Origin of the sequence: Bacillus sp. FSL L8-0199, assembly GCF_038005705.1 — a bacterium.
GTDB classification, from domain to species: domain Bacteria; phylum Bacillota; class Bacilli; order Bacillales; family Bacillaceae_G; genus Bacillus_A; species Bacillus_A cereus.
The window spans coordinates 2,669,751-2,689,470 of the sequence record NZ_JBBOTS010000001.1; the positions used below are offsets into that span (position 1 = coordinate 2,669,751).

The following is a 19,720-nucleotide window of genomic DNA, read 5'->3' on the forward strand; positions in this document are numbered from 1 at the left end:
TTCTTCTAACATATCATGAATAGATAATACCTCAAATAAAATAATATACTCACTTGAAAAATGGTGATGATAATGATTTGGTTTATAATCTTTTAAATCATTTTTATAACTCCAAGTTGAGATATTAAAAAATTCACAAACTAACACTGTAAGAAAAACTGCAATCCCAGTTTTAATCACTCTTCCCCCAACGATATTCCATTTTCTATCTTGATTCATTTTTTATATCCTTCATTTCTATTTCATTTTATATACATATATTATATATTGTTAAAATAAAAAAACCTACTACATGAATATTCAAGAGTAAGTTTTCTATCTCATTATTTCATTATAGACAAATGCATTATTATTTGTTGGCCTATTGGTCCCATTCTTCTAAAACCTTTATCTTGGAAGCCGACTTTTGCATATAAATCTTGTGCAGGAATATTTCTTTCATTCACAGCAAGTACAACTTCATTTTTTATTGGAAAATAACGTTTTACAAACTCGTCTAATAATAACAATGACTTTTTGGCGTATCCTTTTCTTTGTCTATTGTGATTTATAGAAAATGAGGTTAAAAGTAAAGCGTTTTTATTGTCTGTAAATTCCTGTACTCTATCGCCTGTTTGCAATGAGAAAAGACCCACCGGTACCCCATTGTAATCTAAAATAACAATCACATTTTTTGTACGATCACTTTTTGCTTTCTCCAGTAATGCGCTTGGATCTGATGTAAACTGAACTTGTTCACTTGGTAAAGTAAATGTTTGTATAACTTCTTTATATTTCTCCTTATACGGAACTAATTGAATTTCCCCTGTGTGTATGTTCATGCTAAACTCTCCCATTTTTTAGCTTATTAACCTATACCTTGCTGTGCTTTTGAATGCACTCTTCCATCTAAAAAGGTAATTTCAACAAATGAATTTGGATTGTTTCCTTTCCAAGCAAAAATTTGTTTAATTTGTGTAGAATGTTCTACCCCTTCTTCTATAAGTAAATCTCCTTCAAAACCAATTAAATCTTTCACTTCTGTATAAGTCATCCCTTCATTTATACTCGAGAAATGATTTATATTGATAGACTCTTTCTGTTGCTTTTCCATCACAGTAGAAGAAGTTGCTGTTTGATTTTTCACTTCTTTTCTCTGTTCACACGCTGTCATACTGAAACCTAAGCATAAACTAAACAATATACATGCGCTTTTTTTCATCATAACAGTTGTCCCTCCCATCATAATTAAACCATATTTTCCCTTAAAAATAAACTGAATATTTAATATTATATTTAAAAACCTCGTACAATTAAGTACGAGGCTAATTTCATTTATTCAAATGATTATTTGATTGATCATTCTGTTCTTTTCTTAACTCTTGTTCTTCATCTTTTGGTAATTGTTTATCATTATCTTTAATTGGATTCGTTTCTCTATTTTCTATCATATCATTTGGAACTTGTGGCATTACTCGGCCCACAATAGCGGCTAATTCATCTAGTATACCTTCACCTGTTTTTCCTTTTTTAATTTGCTTTCCAATTTGTTTGAGGCGTTCATACGTATCAACATCTGCTACAACGACTGCATTAGCACCGTCAGGGTCATTTTTTAAACTTTCTGCAACAGAGTATTTAATTGATTCAACTCGAGTTCGATCAAGTTTTGCTTTTACATCAATACCTACAATAGCATATTTTCCAACAACGACCGCGGTTGCATCATTCACACCTGGCACACTTGCCGCTAAAGATGCTAAATGATCTGCTGCTTTTTCATTTGGCTTATTTGATTTATTCGTATAATTAACATTTTTCATTGAAACATTTTTTTGTTCCGTTTTTTCGTTTGGATTGTCTTTTTTTCCAATACTGCATCCAGTTATAACAAAGCAAAGCATCAATATATATATTAGAGTTTTCATTATTTTCACCACTTCACTATTAAGGTTTAATCATAAATTTTTTCAACAGCTTGCATTTTCTTTACCTTTTCCTCGGCCCCGCTATTAGCATTAATGAATATTTGGTACGTATCTTTTCCTAAAGTGCCTACAAATTCATAGCAAAGTACTTCATTATGCAAATCATTGACTACTAAAGCTTTACGTTCTTCCATGACTTTTACATCCGGATTGATTTTCTTTCTTGCTTCTGCTGCAGTTAGCTTTGCCGATGGAACTGTTCGCTTTTGATGTGATGCTAAATATTCTTTTGCGGAGAACCCAACAATAGAACCATCATCTAAAGCAATTTTCATTTGGATTGCTTCTGGATAAATTCGTACTCCATTTTCATTTACTACATACGTAAATACACCAACATTATCATATTGAGAGCTATCATAAAGCTCCATATTATTAAACTTATGGTCCTTTAAAAATTTCAAACCTTTACTACCTGCATCGTTTAAACTAACTTTCTGTTCTTTAATTTCGCGGTTATTCATAACCCAAATTGGATATCCGCCTTTTCCGGTAATATCCATATAGAACTCATTGTTCGTTGCTTCATCTTTAATTTTCACACTATAGAAGGATTCTTTCGCACCTTTTCCGCTTTTCTCAACATCTACTTTTTCATTTCCTTTTAAATTCAAAAACGATTTGGCAATTTTCGCCGCTTCATCTTTAGAAATTGCCTTTCCTTCCGCTTCAAATCCGCCTTTTTTATTTTTTTGCGCACTTGTAAAGGTCGGTCCGAAGTTTGTAGAAGAATATGATGTTACGTTTTTCTCTACAGTTTTCAATCCATCAATAATTGTGTTATCTGCTGGATCGCGATTTGATGCAAGTGCCATTTCTACATCCATCCAGCGTAAATTATTTTTCAAAACAAGATGTTGTACTTTTCTTAGTTCATCTTGTATATTTCCTGCATTTGAATATAAAGTTTGCAACGTTTTATATTCTTGCTCATTTAACGGTTCTTTTTCTAAATCACGAATGGCTGCACGGTAACTAAAATCACCGATATTCGCTAAAAATTCTTCCGTTTTATTAAATGGCATTAATGTTAAAGGAAGTTGTCCTACATCTGAGCGAGCTTCAGATGTTAAACGCCATACATCTGCTAATGCAGGTGATAAAGATGATCGTGAATTCATCGCAAGTGTTGTGCCAATTTTATCGTGTAATAAATCGACTTCGTATGCTAAATCATGGAATGCACGTTGATAGCTATTTTCCGCTCGAATTAAAACCGCATTTTTCTCTTGGTGCTCTTTATAGCCCCAATATCCTGTTCCTACTACACCGACTGTTAATAATACAATAATAATACCTCGTAACATTGTCCCACCTCCGCTCTATTTACAGAAAATATGTTTACCGATTTTTTTAATTTGTGGACGAGTCCAAATCCATTTACTAGTCGCAGTATCTGGATTGAAATAATATAAAGCATTTCCTGTTGGATCCCATCCGTTAATCGCATCTAAAACTGCTTTTTTTGCTGTTTCATTTGGCGTTAAATATATTTGTCCATCGGCTACCGCTGTAAATGCTCTAGGCTCAAAGATTACACCTGAAACAGTATTTGGGAATGATGCACTTGTAACACGGTTCAAAATGACAGCAGCTACTGCAACTTGTCCTAAATATGGTTCACCGCGTGATTCTCCGTATACTGCGTTTGCCATAAGCTGAATATCATTTTGAGAATAACCGTTCGGAACATTTGTCCCTTTATTTTGAGGTGGTTTATTCTCTTGTGCAGTGCCACCACTATTTCCTTTATTCGTTGTCGTCCCTTTATTAGCAGTTGACTTGTCATACTTTGTTGCTTTCACGAGCATTTGCTTCGTTTTAGCTCCAGCTAAACCATCAACGGGTAATCCGAATTTCTCTTGAAAATTCCGAAGTGCCCAATATGTACCCCATCCGAAAACACCATCCACTTTTCCCGTATAAAATCCGTTATATTTCAAACGAGATTGCAGTTCAATGACATCTTCGCCAGATGCCCCTCTTTGAATGACTTGATTAGAAAAAGCTTCTACATTCTTTAGTTGTATACTACTGACCATTAAAGACAGTCCTATGAACGCAAGTAAAACTGCTATTTTAAAAATAGCCTTTTGGCGCATAATTTTCCCTCCTTAATTACGGAAATGATTTCTTGGTTATGTTTTGTAAAAGCCTCGCTTTTATGTAAAGAAGACAAAAAAATCCAAACTCATATCGTTGAAAAAATATGTAAACAATATACAAAAAAGATAAAAGGAGTTCATCATGAAGAAATTGTTAAAGCGTGTCGCACTTGTCATTCTGTTCCTAACAACATGTTCAAATATATATACAGGCTCATCAATTGTTCATGCGCAGCCGCCGTATGCCAAATGGGGTAAGCTTGCCGTAGAAAAGACGAAAGAACAATACCCAAAAGCAGAAATTATTGACTATCTTCATATAGGTAGAAAACCAAAAACAGTTCAAATAACTGTTGAAAAATTTAAATTGTGGTTACGTGAAGATGGAAAAGAATACGGTGTTTTTGTTGATGTAGAATTTGAAACGAAGACGGAGAAATTTATAAAGTTGTCGTTTCAGAAGACGAGTAGATAAAGTGAAACCTTAATCAGTGGGGGTTTTGTTCATCTCCCACTAATCATCAGCCCTCACCAATCGGACTTTTACGGGCAGCCCGACAAATAGCTGGATAAAGTGAAACCCCCACTGTTAAAAACAGACACAGTGGGGTTCTTGCATTTCTAAAATTCTTTTCTAAAGTTTCGATTCCCTAAAAATCTTACCAATATACAAATAGCACCGATTACAACTGCTATCCCTATACTGTATAAAAGTACTTTACCATACCCACCTATTCTTGGATCTAAAAACGGATATGGATACCAATTCACGATTGGGCCACGTATTAAGCTATATACAACGTAAAAACACGGGAATAAGAGCCAACTTGCAGATTGTTTCCAAGTGATTTTCTTAATAGGTGGATTTAAAATCCAATCTAAAAGCATTGCAATCGGCATGATATAATGTAGCACAGTATTTACCCATGGTATTGCCGTTTGAAGTGACTCTTCTAACCCTCTTAGTAACAAAAAATAAACGAGTCCTGTCGTAAGTATGTATACCGTTGCCGCACCACGAAGTATACTAAACTGTTCTGAGCGACCAAATGTAGCTGTTCCGATACTGCTTAAAAGGAGAATACATGCAACTAAAATGTTACTTTCGATAGTAAAGAAACTAAAAAAGTTAACTGGATTGAACGGTTTCACTTGTGCCCTGATTATGAATTGCGTAATAATGGCGCTACATACTAGAAGACTTAAACAGAATCTAAATAAAGATAAAATTTTTTCATCCTTCATACATTCCCTCCTTTTCTTATATATAATTAGAAATTCCCTGTACATGCTCAATAAATAGTTTTAATGGAACGAGCCCACGTTTTGGCATATGACTACTTATAATAGCTACTACTTCTAACTGAGGAATGATAACGATGTATTGTCCGCCGTATCCCATAGCGAAATATATACAATACGGTATGTGAAATCTTTCGGTATGTAATACCCACCAGTGATATCCATATGCGCCGACATGTTCATATGTTTCAAAATGCGCCCTACTTGACTCTTCTAACCATTTCGCTGATACAATTTCTTTTTCATTCCAATATCCATTTTGCAAACATAATTTTCCTAATTTTAATAAATCGGTAGATTTCATTTTCATACCGAAGCCGCCGACATATATACCCTGCGGATCTTGTTGCCACTCGTATTCGTTAATTTCTAATGGATTAAATAAATATTTCTTTGCAAACCGCTCTGTCGACATTCCAGTAGCTTCTTGAATAATATAGCTCAGTAAATGAGAAGAACCTGAATTATAATTCATTTTTGTAGCAGGTTCTTCAATTATTGGCTTTTCTAATATGTACTGTACCCAGTTCTCTGATTCTACAAAGTCATTTGGGAATACTACTCCATTCCCAAACTCTTTCCAGTCCTCACCAGTAGTCATTGTTAATAAGTGATATAGTGTTAAATTATGTTTTCCCCTAGGTACATTTTCAATCCACTCTGTGATCGGTGTATGTATATCATTTATATAGCCCTTATCAACTGCAATACCAATTAATAAAGATACGATACTTTTTGTAATCGAATTTATTTTATATAAGTTATTTGCACATTCGGGTGTTTTATAATACTCAGTTGTTAATTGTCCTTTTTGATAAACAAGAAATGTATTCACTTTTTTCTTTTCGAATTTATTTTCTAGTTGCTTGAAATCCAAAACTTTACCTCCATTTAAATAGTTAATCCATTTATTATATCTTGTTCCTTCATTTTAAACATAATTGTGCTCAAATAAAAATAAACCTGTCAGCCATAATGAACTGACAGGTTTATTTTTATAATTTCGTACGAACATTCCAAAGCTCTGGGAAGAATTGTTGATCAAGTACTCGCTTTAAATAAGAAACACCGGAGGATCCACCTGTACCCATTTTATGTCCAATAATTCTTTCTACTGTTTTCATATGACGGAAACGCCATTGTTGTAGCCAGTCTTCAATATCAATCAATTTTTCAGCAAGCTGATATAAGTTCCAATATTTTTTCACATCCGCATACACTTCTAACCATGCTGCTTCTACTGTTGCATCTTCTTCATAAGGCTGCGTAATATCACGGTTTAACACATCTTTATGAATAAGGAATCCTTCTTTTACTAATGCTTGAATCGCGACATCATATAGACTTGGTGCATGTAGCGCTTTATGAAGTCGTGCATGTAATTCTGGATCCTTTTCATAAATTTTTAATGCATGTGGCGTTTTATAGCCAAGTGCATACTCAATCATACGATATTGATACGATTGAAAACCTGAAGCTTGACCGAGTGAATCACGAAACTCAATATATTCTGATGGTGTTAATGTCGCAAGAATATCCCAAGATTGAATAATTTGAGACTGAATTTTTGATACACGTGCTAACATTTTAAAAGCTGGTTGTAATTTATCTTGTTTAATAGATTCAATCGCCGCATTTAGCTCATGTAAAATGAGCTTCATCCAAAGCTCACTTGCTTGGTGAATAACGATAAATAACATTTCATCATGATGGTCTGATAATCTTTTTTGAGAAGATAGTAAACTATCTAATTGTAAATATTCCCCATACGTCATATTCTCTTTAAAATCCGTATGAATCCCTTTTTCCATAATTACTTTTTCATTTTCTTTCATATTAGCCAAACGCCCCTTTTATATGATTCTACTTATATTGGTCTAATAACGGCTCGAACTGGACTTCCATCTGCATCAGTTAATGCAAGTGGTAATGCAATCAATTCATAATCACCGTCTGCTACATGATCTAGTACGACATTTTCTAAAATATGAATTCCATGTTTAAATAATTGATGATGCGCTGCTAATTCTTTATCATCTAGCGGATCAACTGATGGTACATCTACTCCGATTAAACGAATACCTTTCTCCGAAAGAAAAGGTGCTATGTCTGCACGTAAATGAGGGATCACATCTGGAAATTCTTCAGCTTTTCCATGTGAAGATGTACGTAATAATAATCGTTCTACACCTTCTAAATGAAAGCTTTCTAATTCCTTTTCCCCGATGCTTTCAAGATTAGAAACGTCAATAATCCGTGCTGGGCCAACATAAACTTGAACATCTAAATCCAATACTTTCTTTCCATCATTATCAAAATGAAATGGTGCATCAATATGAGTGCCTGTATGAATACTCATCGTTAACTTTCCAACATTTACCGAGCCACTTTCTTCTTTTGACCATGAAACTTCATATGAGAACGGTGTGTCTCCTGGCCACGTTGCAATATCATTATTTAGCGGTTGTGAAATATCAATCCACTCTGATGTTTTCATGCTTATGCCACAACCTCTCGCTTATTTTCAAACTGTTTATACTCTTCTTCTTTCATAATTTTCTTTAATATTTGTACAGATTTCCACACTTCTTCATATGTGTTATATAAAGCGACCGGCGCCAGTCTTACTCCATTAGGTGCTCGGAAATCAGGGATAACTCCATTTGCTTTTAGCGCTTTACAAATACGTGCTGCTTCTGCATGTTCTAAATATATGTGCCCGCCACGTTTTTCATCCTCTAATGGATTTCCAATTGTAAATCCGAAATCTTTTAATTCGTGATCAATTAAATTCAGCATATATCTTGTAATATGTAAAGATTTTTCGCGTAAACGTTCAATACCAGCATCTTTAAACATTTCAAGAGAACCAATTAAAGGTGCTGTACTTAATACGTGCGGTGTACCAATTTGATAAGCACCTGCATGATCGGCAGCTGTTAATGTATGCTCCATATCAAACTGCTTATCTTTTCTAGAACTAAACCATCCAGACAACCCTGGCAGTCTATTAAAATGTTTACTATTTACATAAATTCCTGCAACGCCACCCGGTCCTGCATTTAAATATTTATAATTGCACCAAACAGCAAAATCGACATCCCAATCTTTGAAATGATGCGGAATAGATCCTATTGAATGGCATAAATCAAATCCAATATGAATACCGCGTTTATGAGCTTCCGTTGTTAAACGTTTCATATCAAGAATTTGACCACTTCTATATAAAACAGAAGGTAATAAAATTAAAGCGATATCATCTTCCATCGCATGGATAATATCTTCTTCAGAAAGTGTTCTACCATCTCTGCTTTTCACTCTTACTAAATGTTCATCTGGATCTAATCCTTTTAAACGAATTTGACTTTGAAGTGCATATATATCTGACGGGAATGTTAATTCATCCGCAAGAATTTTTGTACGTATTCCTTTCGGCTCATAAAATGTGGCAATCACTTGGTGTATATTTGTCGTCGTGGAACCGGTTACAATAGTTTCTTCTGGTAAAGCTCCAATAAGAGGTGCAGTCAACTCACCTAATTTCTCCGAGAGGAAAAACCACGGATGCTCACCCTCTGTCCAGCCGTCAATGCCATACTCTTTCCATGAATCTAGCAAAGTAAGTAACGATTTCTCTGCTCTTTTTGAAAGTAGTCCTAATGAGTTTCCATCTAAATATATCGTTCCTTCTTTTTTATAGAATTCAGTTTGAAAATCTTTCAGTTCATCATGTTTATCACATTCAAGCGCATATTCATAATTCGGTTGAAATGGTTCTTTATACATGGTGTCACCTTCTCTTAATTTTCTTTTTATTCTAACTAATTGAAATATATCACCTCAATTGATACGACGTCAATGATATTATGTCAGTTGACTTTATATATGAATTTCTTTTACAATACAGTTATATTTTCAGATATTTCAGTATAAAGAGGTGATTCTTTGAAAAACAGTACCCTTTCATCAAGAAAACACCGCTCCTTAGAAACCAAGAAGAAACTATTACACTCTGGTTACACTATTTTTATACGTAACGGATTTCAAAAAACGACAATTACACAAATTATTAAACATGCAGAAACCGGATATGGTACAGCATATGTATACTTTAAAAACAAAGATAATCTCCTTATCGTTTTAATGGAAGATGTTATGAATCAATTTTATGATATTACCAAGCGCTCCTTTTTGCCTCAAACGAAGGAAGAAGCACATAAAATGATTCAAAATCAAGTTAGAGCATTTCTACAACTAGCAAAGAAAGAACGAGCTATTTTACAAGTTGTAGAAGAAGCAATCGGATTATCAAAAGAGATACGTCAAAACTGGGACGAGATACGGGAACGCTTCATAAACAATATTACGCAGGATATTACATACTCTCAAGAAAGTGGATTAGCACAGCCTGAATTAAATAAAGAAATTGTAGCACGTGCTTGGTTCGCAATGAATGAGATGTTTCTTTGGACGATTGTGAAAAATGATAAAAAATTAGAGTTAGAAGAGATAATACATACATTGACGGAAATGTATACGACGGGGTTATATAAATAGCACACCTGTAATAAATACGGTGTGCTATTTTACATTTATAAAAATATTTTATCTGGGTATGGCAATGCTAAAAGGGGCTTTTCAGATAAAGGGAAATATTTTAGTTTTAACGATTCGTCATCTATCGATCTTAACTCGCCACTAGTAACTTCACACTCAAACACAACAACAATATATTCTACTTCATCACCATTCGGATATATATGGCGGTACTTTTCTCCTCCAAATACTCCTTTTTGTTTTTTTACTTGTACTTCCAATCCTGTTTCTTCCCAAACTTCCCGAATTACTGCTTCTTCTGGAGTTTCCCCAAGTTCAATTGCTCCAGCTGGCAAACTCCAGTATTCCCCGCCAGGATATTGAAACAAAATATCTCCCTGCCCATTTTTTATAACAGCAGCTACACTTGGCATGAATATTAGTTCATGTCCTAATTGCTCACGGATTTTTTTATAATATAGCGACATAGACATAAAATTCTCCCCCACTTCATTAGTAAATACCTTTATTTCCTGACATCTATTGTATAATAATACCAATAACAATTCCTATATAGAAAGGACAAGAAAATGTCTCAAGAACAACTAGTAAATAGTTTTCTATCATTTTTAGGTGCTACAAAACAGCATACTAGCTTAAAGTTTTTAAATGAACTTATTAAAGCTCATCAAGAAAAAGTAAAGTGGGAAACTCTTACTAAAATAATTGACTGGGAAAAAGGTAATAAAACAGGTCATTTTTTTCCTTCCATTGAGACATACATATACCGTATTTTCCAAGGTAAGAAAAGAGAACATAACCTTACCTCTTCTGAACTTACTTATTGGATAACAAAGAGATTTTGTATTGATAAAGAAATATAAAAAAGAGCTTTTAAGATTTCCAATGAAAAATCTTAAAATAATAAAAACGTTACTCAATCCTTTGAGTAACGTTTTCCCCTTAATATTTCTTTAATATTAATTTTCTTTATTATAAGCAGTTTCTACACATTCTGCTAGACGCTCCATTTGTTCCATAGTTATACCTCGTGATATCCAGCCTGTTAACTTATACATAATTTTATAATAAAAATTACTAGATTCATATTCTGAAATTACTGTTAGTGCTGTACCTTCCTCATCTTCTTCTAACATATAAGTCATTGCTGAATATCCTTGCTTCATTTCACTACCAAGTGAAATAATATGCGGTGCATCGTATTCAAGGATTTCTACTTCAGCCTCGAATATTTTCTTACCGACTTTTTGAACAGTAATATATTTATCTCCTACACGTGGATTCTCTTTATCCATATTTGAAGGATAGCGATTTTCTATTATAAACGTATTCCATTCTTTTATTTTTTCATCTTCTATTATGTAGTCACATACAACATCCAATGGTGCTTTTATTACTATTTCAATTGCAAAACTCATTATACTGCCCCTCTCAAATACCCTATCCATTTCTATTTTAACTAAATCATTATGCCATATTTTATATAGTGAAATACAAGTAGAATTTCAACTTTTTATTGTGAGGGGGATTCAATAAATAATCATTTTTTATTAATTTAAAAACTTATTCATATAAAATATTTTATTAAAGATACAACAATTAAAAACAAAGCCACGAGTAGTAAAGCAATTCCTATACTTCTATTTTCTTTTCCGTTATTTTTTAAATTTTGCACGCCTAAGCTAACTAACATAAACCCTAAAAGCGTTTGTAAAATTAGCATACTCAGTTCCGAAGTATCATTCCAACTATAAATGGAATACCCCATTATAATAATTGCAAGTAAAACAGTTACGATCCTATTCATACGCAAACCCTCCCTTTTTAAAAAGAAACCGCTAAGTTTTCTTAGCGGTTTTATTAACAATTTATATTTAGTAAATGTGCTTTTCATGAATTTGATATAAGTCAAAAGAATTTCCTGTCCAATATAACTACGCATGTTAGCCCACTTTTTCTTTATTCAGTCTACTTACAATTCCAACAATAAATTTATATTCAACCCTTCTCTTCTTATCTTTCTTAAAACCCTCTTTCGTATCAAAAATAAAACAAGTTTTCCGAAACCAAATACGTACGTATAATGACTCAAAATAAATAGGTTTTATAATACCTCGTTCTTCAAATTCAGTCCCATCTTTATTTTCAGTTTCCGTTCGAACAAACCACCTATTCCCGATTCCAATTTCAATGTACTTCACACACTAACCTCCATTAGGAAATTTCCCTTCTAACAATTCTATTATTTCCCCGGTAAGCGCACATTCCGACAGAACATGAGCCCACAAAGAAAAAGTAGATTACAAAAATCTACTTTATAACTTATATTTTTGCATTCGTTTATAAAATGTACTACGGGGTACATTTAATAGTTTTGCAGCTAACGAAACATTTCCATTTGTCTTTTGTAATGCTTCAATCATGCTATCACGCTGTATTTTTTCGCGAAAATGTAATGTATGTTCTGTTTTATTTTCAACTTGTAACTCAAGTTGTTGTTGATTTCCCCTCATTGTTTGTAACAAAAAAGCTACTTGTTTTTCGCATATTTCCCGTCCTTGCGACAAAATGTAAATGCGTTCTAATACATTTACTAGTTCCCGAATATTTCCGGGCCATGTATGTTGTAAAAATTGATTGTATATACTCTTTGGAAATACAACATTCCAATTCTTCCGTTCGCAAAAGTGTTGTATAAAATATGGGATATCCTCTTTTCTTTCTATTAACGATGGAACATATAACGGATAAACGTGCAAACGATAATATAAATCTTGACGGAATTTCCCTTCTTCTACTAACCGTAGTAAATCTTTATGTGTGGCAGTAATAATACGAATATTTACTGGTACCAATTTTGAACTCCCAATTGGAGTTATTGTGCGTTCTTGTAAAACACGCAATAATGCTACTTGCATCTCTGGTGGTACTTCACCAATTTCATCTAAAAATAATGTTCCTCCGTTTGCTTGTTCAAATTTCCCTTTATATCCTTGACGTCGCGCACCTGTAAATGCACCTTCAGCATAACCGAACAATTCACTTTCCATTAATTCTTTAGGCAAAGAACCGCAGTTAACAGCTATAAAGGGCCCGTCTTTTCTTGGACTATTTTCATGAATCGCTCTCGCAACATATTCCTTTCCTACTCCTGTCTCACCACATACATACACACTAGCATCAGTCGGTGAAACAAGCTTAATTTCTTCTAGTGTGTGTTGAAATGCTCTGCTTGTCCCGGTAACTCCTGAAAAAGTAATCCCTTTTATAAATGTGAGAGCAGAATATGTATTCATTTGTTTATTTTCCTTTAAATACATACATTTCCCAATCATTCTTTCATTACTATATACTGGTATCTCTAATTTAGTTTCCAATCCATGGTGCATTAACTCTTCAAGTTTCATTCTTGACCAATTATTTATTCGTTCACGAACGCTCTTACTCGCAGAAACGATAACATCACGATGATTACAAATAACTACTTGTTCATCACTATCAATGACATCTAAAAAACGATGGATTAAGTGTAATTCATTTTGATGAACTCTTATGCTACATTCACGTTCTATTGCATGTGCCATTGAAGTTACCATACCGAGCATATATGGATGCGAAAATTCAATTGGACATGAGAAATTTAGAACACCAATTAATTTCCCGTCATCGTTATGAATGGGAGCGGCCGCACAACTCCAGCTATGAGATACCACGGAGTAATGTTCAGTACCACTTATCATAATAGCTTCTTCAATTTCTAGCGCTGTTCCAATTGCATTTGTGCCAACAGCTGCTTCCGTCCATTTTACACCTTCAATAAAATTAATATGTTTCGCTCGCTTTAACGTTTGTTTATTTCCACTTAACGATAGAACATAACCATCTGGATCGATTAATAATGCCATCATTTGTAGTTCATCAATGGTTTTTCTCATATTTTGTATTTGAGGTAATGCTATATCAAGGAAAATTTCACTCTTTTTCTTTTGTTCTTGAAAAAAATTAGAAGACAAAATTTTCTGACCTTTACTCATATGAGGATTCACATTTGCTTGTTTACATCGGTACCATGATTCTGAAATTCTTTCGTTTATACGGTTCGAATCAAGGACTCCTTCATCAATAAACTTTTTCCATGTATGTAAGTAAAACGGTGAAGCTAACATTGTATCATCTCCCTTTTAATTGTTTTGGAGATTTATAAAACATACTTTTATTATAAAACTGAATAAAAGCGTTTTCAATACAACTAGCAAGACGACACAAATATATTAATAATTTGAATATCCTAATACACTTCTTTATTCTTTTTTAGTAGTACTATATTTTGTATAATGGCCGCAAAGAAAATACATAACCAAAACCACTTTTGTGGATTACCATTTATAAAGAAAACAATCACGGCTATTGCAAATAAAATAGCGGCTGATAAACTAATATATAATTTCGTTCTGACCTGCATTAGTCTTCACTCCTATTATTTTACAGTACATACTAACTCTTCATTTTTCATCTCTACTATGTACTCCTGTAAAACATATTCTTTCCCGCCATGGTTTTCATACCATTCATGTATTCTTCTAATATGCCTCTCGTCACTTCTAATTTTCGATTCTATTTCATTATACTGTTCATAACTATCATATTCCCATATGGCAAATACTTCAGACGTACCATTCTTATTATCTTTCATCCAGCGTCCTATTAGCCTAGAACCATGCTTTAATTGATTAGGTAAGTTCGTATTATTGAAATGATCATTAAATACTTCTATGAATTCATTTTTCACTACATAGTACTTCCTTCTGTAAAACATACCTCTTCCCCTCTTTTATGAAAAGTATTAGTAAATCTTCCCATCACTACCGTATTATAATACTTTCCATCCGATAGTCTTTTGTCATTTTTCAAAATGCCTTCTACTTCAAAACCTATTTTTTTATAAAGATGAATAGCTTTCTCGTTTGTCTCTAATACTTGTAAAGATATTTTATTTACTGCATTTTCGTCAGCCCATTTAATAGATTGTTGTAATAGGCTCTTACCCATTTTATATCCCCAAAACTCTTTTAAAATGCAAACACCAAACTCCACTTTATGAGATAATCTCTTAAAATTTGATCCTTCACACCTTGAAAATCCAACGATTCGATTGTGCACTTCTGCAACTAAAAAGAGATTCTTCGTTTCTTCACTATCTGTTTTTATTATTTTTTGAAACCCTAGGTCATCTATAAATCCCTCTCCAGCATCTCTATCCATATTTTCAGTTTCTCCATCAATCTGAACTCTAATTTTCGATAACTGCTCAGCATCTTTCTCAGCTGCAGAACGAATTGTATAAGTTAATCCATTTATATGAAACTCTTGCTCTTTTACAATCATGTCAAACTCCTTTCAAATCAATATAATGGCGCTATTACAACTTGTTTACCTTGTTTCTCAAAGTCCTGAACAGTTTCTTTACTCGCCTGTTCGTCAGTTATAATAATGTCAATTTCTTTTAAAGACTCTCCTCTTATAAAACAATCTATTCCAAGTTTATTATGCGGAGCTAAACAAATATTTCTTCTAGCAATTTCACTTACTCTTTTACTAAAATAAGCAACTTCAGGTGTTGCAGTACTAATACCTTGTAATGAAATGCCTCCACCTGTAGAGAAATAAAGATCAATAGAAAATCTACTTATCAATTCAGAGGCAAGTGTATCAGTAATATTCCCTGAAGGTTTTACTTTTCCGCCAATTAAATACGTATCAATATTCTTATATTCTCGTAGATAACCAGCTATTTCTATAGAATTCGTAATAACCGTAAATGATACTTCCGGTAAATATTTCAGCATCGCATTATGAACGGGAGCCCCGCCAATAAAAATTGAATCACCTTCTTGTATATAAGATACCGCAACTCTTGCAATTGTGTCCTCATATATTGAGCTATCACTATAACGTTTAGCTGGTTCCGCGGCTAAATTTCTCACTCGCGTAAGTTCAATTGCACCTCCGTGCGTTCTTTTTAATAAACCATCCTTTTCCATAATAGACAAATCTCTTCTTATAGAATCAATAGACATATCAAATCTTTCCGCAAGATCCTTTGCGATTACTCTTCCATCTGTATTAAGTAGTTCTAAAATTTTCTCTCGACGCTCTTCAGTAAACATGTTATCACCACCGTTATTGAAGATTCAGAAACTTAAACTTTATTTTAATTATATGCATGCCTCTTCTGTTTTACAATATTTTCAATTCTTATTTATTCCGTTTTATACAGTCTTCTCCCTCTTTCTATCCTGTTAACTTGACAACCAAATAAATGTATATCTGTATATTACGCAAAAATACTTCCATTCACCTTCCTATTGATGTAAAATTATTCCTATGTTTTACTTTTTAACACAGAAAGGGATTACTATGAAATCATTAATCAAAACGACATGTACAGCATTATTATTTACTGGAATATTGACAGGATGTAATAGCAATACTACATCAAAACAAGAAAAGAGCGCTCTCGAAAAGAATGCAATGCACTATGGAGAAATAGTTAAAAACGAATACTATAGAGCGACAGTTGAAAATGCAAAGTTTGAAAAAATAGACAAAGAGCGGCGCCTTACTACTCGTGTTATGATTAATAATGTTCGGGACGATGGACAAACTATTGATCTTTCGGAAATAAAATATTTCATACAAGATGAAAAAACTGGTCAGAAATATGAAGGTGAAGCTCATCCGATAGATGACGAGCACTATAAAAATGTTCCACACGAATTCTCTTTAACTACTGACGTTGTGTTTGAACTGAAAACTTCACCAAAAGATTTAAATAATATGTATTTATACATAGATAGCAAAGCTGCGCCGTTAACAGATACATATTGGAAGCTTGATAATTTAGTATCTAAATAGAAAGACCAGTCTTACATGACTGGTCTTTTTACATTCATACATTTACCTTTCATTAACACTTATATTCATTTTCTAATAACAACTTGAATAACATCAGCTAAACCAGTGTGCCCTTTCCCTTCAACTCGCTCTTGTTCTCCATTAAAGAAATGAATTACCTTATGTTCTTCACACCAAGTAAGAATATCAATTGGATCATACAGCATATCAACATCTTTTGGTCCACCAGTACTATAGTTTATTTGTTTTTTTGAGTAAACCTCAAACATAATTAAACCACCAGACTTTATCGTTTGTATCATTTTACCTAATATCATTTTTTTATAATCATCATGAAAATGTCCAAATACCATAATTGCTGCATCATATTCATTTTCTGGCAAACTATCAGCTAATAAATCTACTTTTTTTGTATGCACGTTTACATTATGCTTCTCTGCCAATTTTTTTGTCTTCTCTAATCCATCTTCCGAATAATCAATAGCTGTTACTTCGTTCCCTTGTCTTGCTAGAAATACAGCATTTCTACCTTCTCCCTCCGCGAAAGCTATTATTTTATTGTGATTTGCTAAACGAAATGCTTGTTCTTTAATAAATGTATTAGGTTCTTCCCCGTAAAAATATTCATCTGATTTATATCGATCATTCCAAAATTTAGTCATCATCTTCTCTCCTTCTTCATATCATTTTCTAACTACAATTAAAGATATCAAAGAGTTTTTTTATCCTTAATTAATTTAAAAATAAAAGCAGATTAAAAATCCACTTTTATTTTTTCGCAAGATCTACGATTTTTTGATTTCGTAACTCTTCTTCCATTTTCTCTTCTGCTGCAAGCATTACTTCATTAATTAAACATCCAGGTTTGTCATGTAAACAACATTCAAACAATGATGTTTTACCTTCAATTGCATGTATAATATCTAAAAATGAAATATCTTCCCAATTCTTACTAAGCGAGTAACCGCCCTTTGGACCAGATGATGAATGTATCATCCCTTCCTTCGTCAACTTAGTTAGTATTTTAGACAAGTACGTTGGTGAAACATTTTGCATTTCTGCTAATTGGTGAACACTAACTAACTTATTTGGTGTAGCCTTTGCCAGAAAAAGTATTGTATGAAGAGCATAATTTGTAGCTTTAGAATATTTCATAGTACAGCCCCTATTGTAGACTTCATGTCTCTACAATAACTTTATTTTTTTATTATGTCAAACGTTTGTAATGCTCCATAAAAAGTTATTTCTTCACAAGTAATGCATCTGCCGCGCAAATCGTCACTTCTCTAAATGGACAGTCAAATAAAACACCTAGTTCAAAACCATCTTCAGTAAGAGCTATTTCATGATATAACCACCAAGCATCTTCAAAGTTTTCCGGCATAGAACACTTTGTTACTCCTATAAAGTGAAACTTTAATCAGCGGGGGTTTTGTTCATCCCCCACTGATTATTAGCTCTAACCAATCGGGCTTTTACGGGCAGTTGATCCCCACCTAACTTCTTTGTTTTCGCTGCATTTTGAGGTGGGTGTCTTACTGCCCGTTAATGCGGGATAAAGGTTACTTCAAGTTTATCAAATTCACTAAAAGTACCACTGCAATCTAATACGATAGACAAAGTATCTTCTGATTCTCTCTTTACTACTTTAATTACACTATCGTGTAGTGATGTCTTGTGTAACTGAGCGACGTTTGACGGAAGTTTTTTCTCAATGGAATTAAAATATTCTACGTATGATTGATCTAATTGTGCCACTCTTTTCTCATAATCTGTTGACCACTCTCGCATACGTTTTTTCAGTTCACCAGATGGGTATTTTGAATTAGTTGTGATGTTTTGTATAATTGAGTATATCGATTCAGGAAGGAATTTTAATAAATCTATTTTCCTTTCCTCTATTTCTTCCTTTAAACTTTTTATATCCATTTCTGACCATTCTTTTATAGACTCTATAAAACTTACAAATTCTAAAACTTGCATTTTTTTATACCAATCTCTTGTAAAATATTTCAATGACACCTCTCCTAAAACATCTTTACATCCAGTAAAAACAATATATCCACTTATTATATCATTCCAATAACTATTTTTTCTAAAGAAAAAATGTAAAACTGTAAATATTCCGCCTATTATTTCTAAAACTTCAGAATATTTACAAAAGTATAAAATTAGAATACATTTTAGCTGTACAAGATTCACCTGTACAAAAATTCAAACAAAAAGGGATGGTTATATGTTGAAGAAATTAGTAGCAGGAACATTAGTAGCGGGTTTTGCATTAACTGGAGGACTAGGTGCGGTAAGTGCTGAAGAAAAAAGCAACACAATTAAGTCATTTGATTATTTAAAAGTGGATGAACAAAATGTTAATTCATTTGCAAAATTAAGTGATCAGGATAAGAAAGATATCCAAATTACTATGGTATTACCAGAGCAAAATGAAAATGGAGATTGGCTAGCTTATGGTTTTACTAGCCGTGAAACATTAGATGCGTATATTGAAAAGGATAAAAAAGCAATTAAAAATAAAATTAATCCTTTAGGTAGCGGTGCTGGTAGTACTGATTTTTATGAACATAAAGATAAAGGTGGCCAATATATTTACTGGAGTAGCGGCTTTAAAAACTTACCATCTAGCTGGAATGACAGAATTTCTTCTGTAAGTACAGCGTCACCTTCTGCAAGTTATTCAACGACACTTTGGGAGCACACTTCAACACAAGGATATGGAAAAGGCGTTTTATTTAAACATGCTGATTGGTACGGTAAAACTGCTAATTTAGCTGCTGATTGGAACGATATTACTTCAGCGATTGAAATTAAATAGTAATAAGGTATTATTAAAAGTCAAACCACTATTCTCTTATTTAT

The 19,720-nt window shown here is 33.2% G+C and carries 25 protein-coding genes and 4 pseudogenes; 5 read left to right on the forward strand and 24 right to left on the reverse strand.

Going from position 1 to position 19,720, the window contains the following annotated elements:
* Window positions 1–147: 147 nt before the first annotated feature.
* The 6 genes and pseudogenes from NST86_RS34870 to sleB form a co-directional block, all read right to left on the reverse strand.
* Window positions 148–219: pseudogene (locus NST86_RS34870) on the reverse strand (hypothetical protein); the annotation flags it as partial.
* 104 nt (window positions 220–323) lie between these two features.
* Window positions 324–836 carry a GNAT family N-acetyltransferase gene (locus tag NST86_RS13800; RefSeq protein ID WP_001999922.1) on the reverse strand — a complete coding sequence of 171 codons (513 nt, stop codon included), beginning with the start codon at window positions 834–836 and terminating at the stop codon, window positions 324–326.
* An 11-nt stretch (window positions 837–847) separates the two neighbouring features.
* Window positions 848–1,204, reverse strand: a complete 357-nt coding sequence (locus NST86_RS13805; RefSeq protein WP_000976442.1) for a hypothetical protein — start codon at window positions 1,202–1,204, stop codon at window positions 848–850.
* Between the two features lie 106 nt (window positions 1,205–1,310).
* Entirely contained in the window at window positions 1,311–1,907 is a 597-nt protein-coding gene (locus NST86_RS13810) for a YhcN/YlaJ family sporulation lipoprotein (RefSeq protein WP_000854059.1), read from the reverse strand.
* A 26-nt stretch (window positions 1,908–1,933) separates the two neighbouring features.
* Window positions 1,934–3,274 carry a germination protein YpeB gene (ypeB, locus tag NST86_RS13815; RefSeq protein ID WP_000943727.1) on the reverse strand — a complete coding sequence of 447 codons (1,341 nt, stop codon included), beginning with the start codon at window positions 3,272–3,274 and terminating at the stop codon, window positions 1,934–1,936.
* A 15-nt stretch (window positions 3,275–3,289) separates the two neighbouring features.
* Window positions 3,290–4,069 carry a spore cortex-lytic enzyme gene (sleB, locus tag NST86_RS13820; RefSeq protein ID WP_001249053.1) on the reverse strand — a complete coding sequence of 260 codons (780 nt, stop codon included), beginning with the start codon at window positions 4,067–4,069 and terminating at the stop codon, window positions 3,290–3,292.
* Window positions 4,070–4,214: 145 nt separating this feature from the next.
* Here sleB and NST86_RS13825 point away from each other — a divergent pair, with 145 nt between their 5' ends.
* Complete coding sequence (locus tag NST86_RS13825) at window positions 4,215–4,547, forward strand: DUF3889 domain-containing protein (protein ID WP_000734901.1); 333 nt, start codon at window positions 4,215–4,217, stop codon at window positions 4,545–4,547.
* A gap of 146 nt (window positions 4,548–4,693) precedes the next feature.
* On the opposite strand, the gene NST86_RS13830 is transcribed toward NST86_RS13825, so the two are convergent.
* The 5 genes from NST86_RS13830 to kynU form a co-directional block, all read right to left on the reverse strand.
* Window positions 4,694–5,317, reverse strand: a complete 624-nt coding sequence (locus NST86_RS13830) for a Pr6Pr family membrane protein (protein ID WP_000650949.1) — start codon at window positions 5,315–5,317, stop codon at window positions 4,694–4,696.
* A gap of 16 nt (window positions 5,318–5,333) precedes the next feature.
* A complete protein-coding gene (locus tag NST86_RS13835) occupies window positions 5,334–6,251 on the reverse strand; it encodes a serine hydrolase domain-containing protein (RefSeq protein WP_000346264.1) in 918 nt (305 codons plus the stop codon).
* 118 nt (window positions 6,252–6,369) lie between these two features.
* Window positions 6,370–7,209, reverse strand: a complete 840-nt coding sequence (kynA, locus tag NST86_RS13840) for a tryptophan 2,3-dioxygenase (protein WP_000661953.1) — start codon at window positions 7,207–7,209, stop codon at window positions 6,370–6,372.
* Between the two features lie 32 nt (window positions 7,210–7,241).
* Window positions 7,242–7,871, reverse strand: a complete 630-nt coding sequence (gene kynB / locus NST86_RS13845) for an arylformamidase (RefSeq protein ID WP_000858060.1) — start codon at window positions 7,869–7,871, stop codon at window positions 7,242–7,244.
* Between the two features lie 2 nt (window positions 7,872–7,873).
* Entirely contained in the window at window positions 7,874–9,160 is a 1,287-nt protein-coding gene (gene kynU, locus NST86_RS13850) for a kynureninase (RefSeq protein WP_000276259.1), read from the reverse strand.
* A 159-nt stretch (window positions 9,161–9,319) separates the two neighbouring features.
* Here kynU and NST86_RS13855 point away from each other — a divergent pair, with 159 nt between their 5' ends.
* Complete coding sequence (locus tag NST86_RS13855) at window positions 9,320–9,931, forward strand: TetR/AcrR family transcriptional regulator (RefSeq protein ID WP_000798556.1); 612 nt, start codon at window positions 9,320–9,322, stop codon at window positions 9,929–9,931.
* Between the two features lie 35 nt (window positions 9,932–9,966).
* Here NST86_RS13855 and NST86_RS13860 read toward each other — a convergent pair whose 3' ends face one another.
* Window positions 9,967–10,404, reverse strand: a complete 438-nt coding sequence (locus tag NST86_RS13860) for an NUDIX domain-containing protein (protein WP_000062930.1) — start codon at window positions 10,402–10,404, stop codon at window positions 9,967–9,969.
* A 96-nt stretch (window positions 10,405–10,500) separates the two neighbouring features.
* On the opposite strand from NST86_RS13860, the pseudogene NST86_RS13865 reads away from it, so the two are divergent.
* Window positions 10,501–10,791, forward strand: a pseudogene (locus tag NST86_RS13865) (hypothetical protein); the annotation flags it as partial.
* A 99-nt stretch (window positions 10,792–10,890) separates the two neighbouring features.
* On the opposite strand, the gene NST86_RS13870 reads toward NST86_RS13865, so the two are convergent.
* The 8 genes from NST86_RS13870 to NST86_RS13905 form a co-directional block, all read right to left on the reverse strand.
* Window positions 10,891–11,349 (reverse strand): SRPBCC family protein, encoded by a 459-nt coding sequence (locus NST86_RS13870; protein ID WP_086423204.1) that lies wholly within the window; start codon window positions 11,347–11,349, stop codon window positions 10,891–10,893.
* A gap of 149 nt (window positions 11,350–11,498) precedes the next feature.
* Window positions 11,499–11,738 carry a DUF3953 domain-containing protein gene (locus tag NST86_RS13875; RefSeq protein WP_001080075.1) on the reverse strand — a complete coding sequence of 80 codons (240 nt, stop codon included), beginning with the start codon at window positions 11,736–11,738 and terminating at the stop codon, window positions 11,499–11,501.
* Window positions 11,739–11,874: 136 nt separating this feature from the next.
* Window positions 11,875–12,132: a DUF3977 family protein gene (locus NST86_RS13880; protein ID WP_000873842.1), complete on the reverse strand. Its 258-nt coding sequence runs from the start codon at window positions 12,130–12,132 to the stop codon at window positions 11,875–11,877.
* A gap of 114 nt (window positions 12,133–12,246) precedes the next feature.
* Window positions 12,247–14,097, reverse strand: coding sequence for a sigma-54-dependent Fis family transcriptional regulator (locus NST86_RS13885; protein ID WP_086423203.1), 1,851 nt, complete (start codon window positions 14,095–14,097; stop codon window positions 12,247–12,249).
* A gap of 122 nt (window positions 14,098–14,219) precedes the next feature.
* On the reverse strand, window positions 14,220–14,393 hold the full coding sequence (locus tag NST86_RS13890) for a hypothetical protein (RefSeq protein WP_044797651.1): 174 nt from the start codon (window positions 14,391–14,393) through the stop codon (window positions 14,220–14,222).
* 15 nt (window positions 14,394–14,408) lie between these two features.
* Complete coding sequence (locus NST86_RS13895) at window positions 14,409–14,747, reverse strand: NIPSNAP family protein (RefSeq protein ID WP_044797650.1); 339 nt, start codon at window positions 14,745–14,747, stop codon at window positions 14,409–14,411.
* Window positions 14,720–15,316 (reverse strand): GNAT family N-acetyltransferase, encoded by a 597-nt coding sequence (locus NST86_RS13900; RefSeq protein ID WP_000635674.1) that lies wholly within the window; start codon window positions 15,314–15,316, stop codon window positions 14,720–14,722. The genes NST86_RS13895 and NST86_RS13900 overlap by 28 nt, the downstream gene beginning before the upstream one ends.
* Before the next feature lie 17 nt (window positions 15,317–15,333).
* Window positions 15,334–16,098 carry a DeoR/GlpR family DNA-binding transcription regulator gene (locus tag NST86_RS13905; protein WP_061664207.1) on the reverse strand — a complete coding sequence of 255 codons (765 nt, stop codon included), beginning with the start codon at window positions 16,096–16,098 and terminating at the stop codon, window positions 15,334–15,336.
* A 250-nt stretch (window positions 16,099–16,348) separates the two neighbouring features.
* On the opposite strand from NST86_RS13905, the gene NST86_RS13910 reads away from it, so the two are divergent.
* Window positions 16,349–16,846: a hypothetical protein gene (locus NST86_RS13910; protein WP_000838469.1), complete on the forward strand. Its 498-nt coding sequence runs from the start codon at window positions 16,349–16,351 to the stop codon at window positions 16,844–16,846.
* A gap of 65 nt (window positions 16,847–16,911) precedes the next feature.
* Here the strand turns inward: NST86_RS13910 and NST86_RS13915 are convergent, their stop codons facing one another.
* From NST86_RS13915 to NST86_RS13930, 4 genes and pseudogenes are all read right to left on the reverse strand, one after another.
* On the reverse strand, window positions 16,912–17,511 hold the full coding sequence (locus tag NST86_RS13915; protein WP_140159020.1) for a class I SAM-dependent methyltransferase: 600 nt from the start codon (window positions 17,509–17,511) through the stop codon (window positions 16,912–16,914).
* Window positions 17,512–17,614: 103 nt separating this feature from the next.
* On the reverse strand, window positions 17,615–18,001 hold the full coding sequence (locus NST86_RS13920; RefSeq protein WP_044797645.1) for an Rrf2 family transcriptional regulator: 387 nt from the start codon (window positions 17,999–18,001) through the stop codon (window positions 17,615–17,617).
* 85 nt (window positions 18,002–18,086) lie between these two features.
* A pseudogene (locus NST86_RS13925) lies at window positions 18,087–18,254 on the reverse strand (DUF4085 family protein); the annotation flags it as partial.
* A 152-nt stretch (window positions 18,255–18,406) separates the two neighbouring features.
* A pseudogene (locus NST86_RS13930) lies at window positions 18,407–18,862 on the reverse strand (DUF4085 family protein); the annotation flags it as partial.
* Between the two features lie 220 nt (window positions 18,863–19,082).
* Between NST86_RS13930 and NST86_RS13935 the strand changes: the two are divergent.
* On the forward strand, window positions 19,083–19,676 hold the full coding sequence (locus tag NST86_RS13935) for a hypothetical protein (protein WP_000914434.1): 594 nt from the start codon (window positions 19,083–19,085) through the stop codon (window positions 19,674–19,676).
* The last annotated feature ends 44 nt before the right edge of the window (window positions 19,677–19,720 follow it).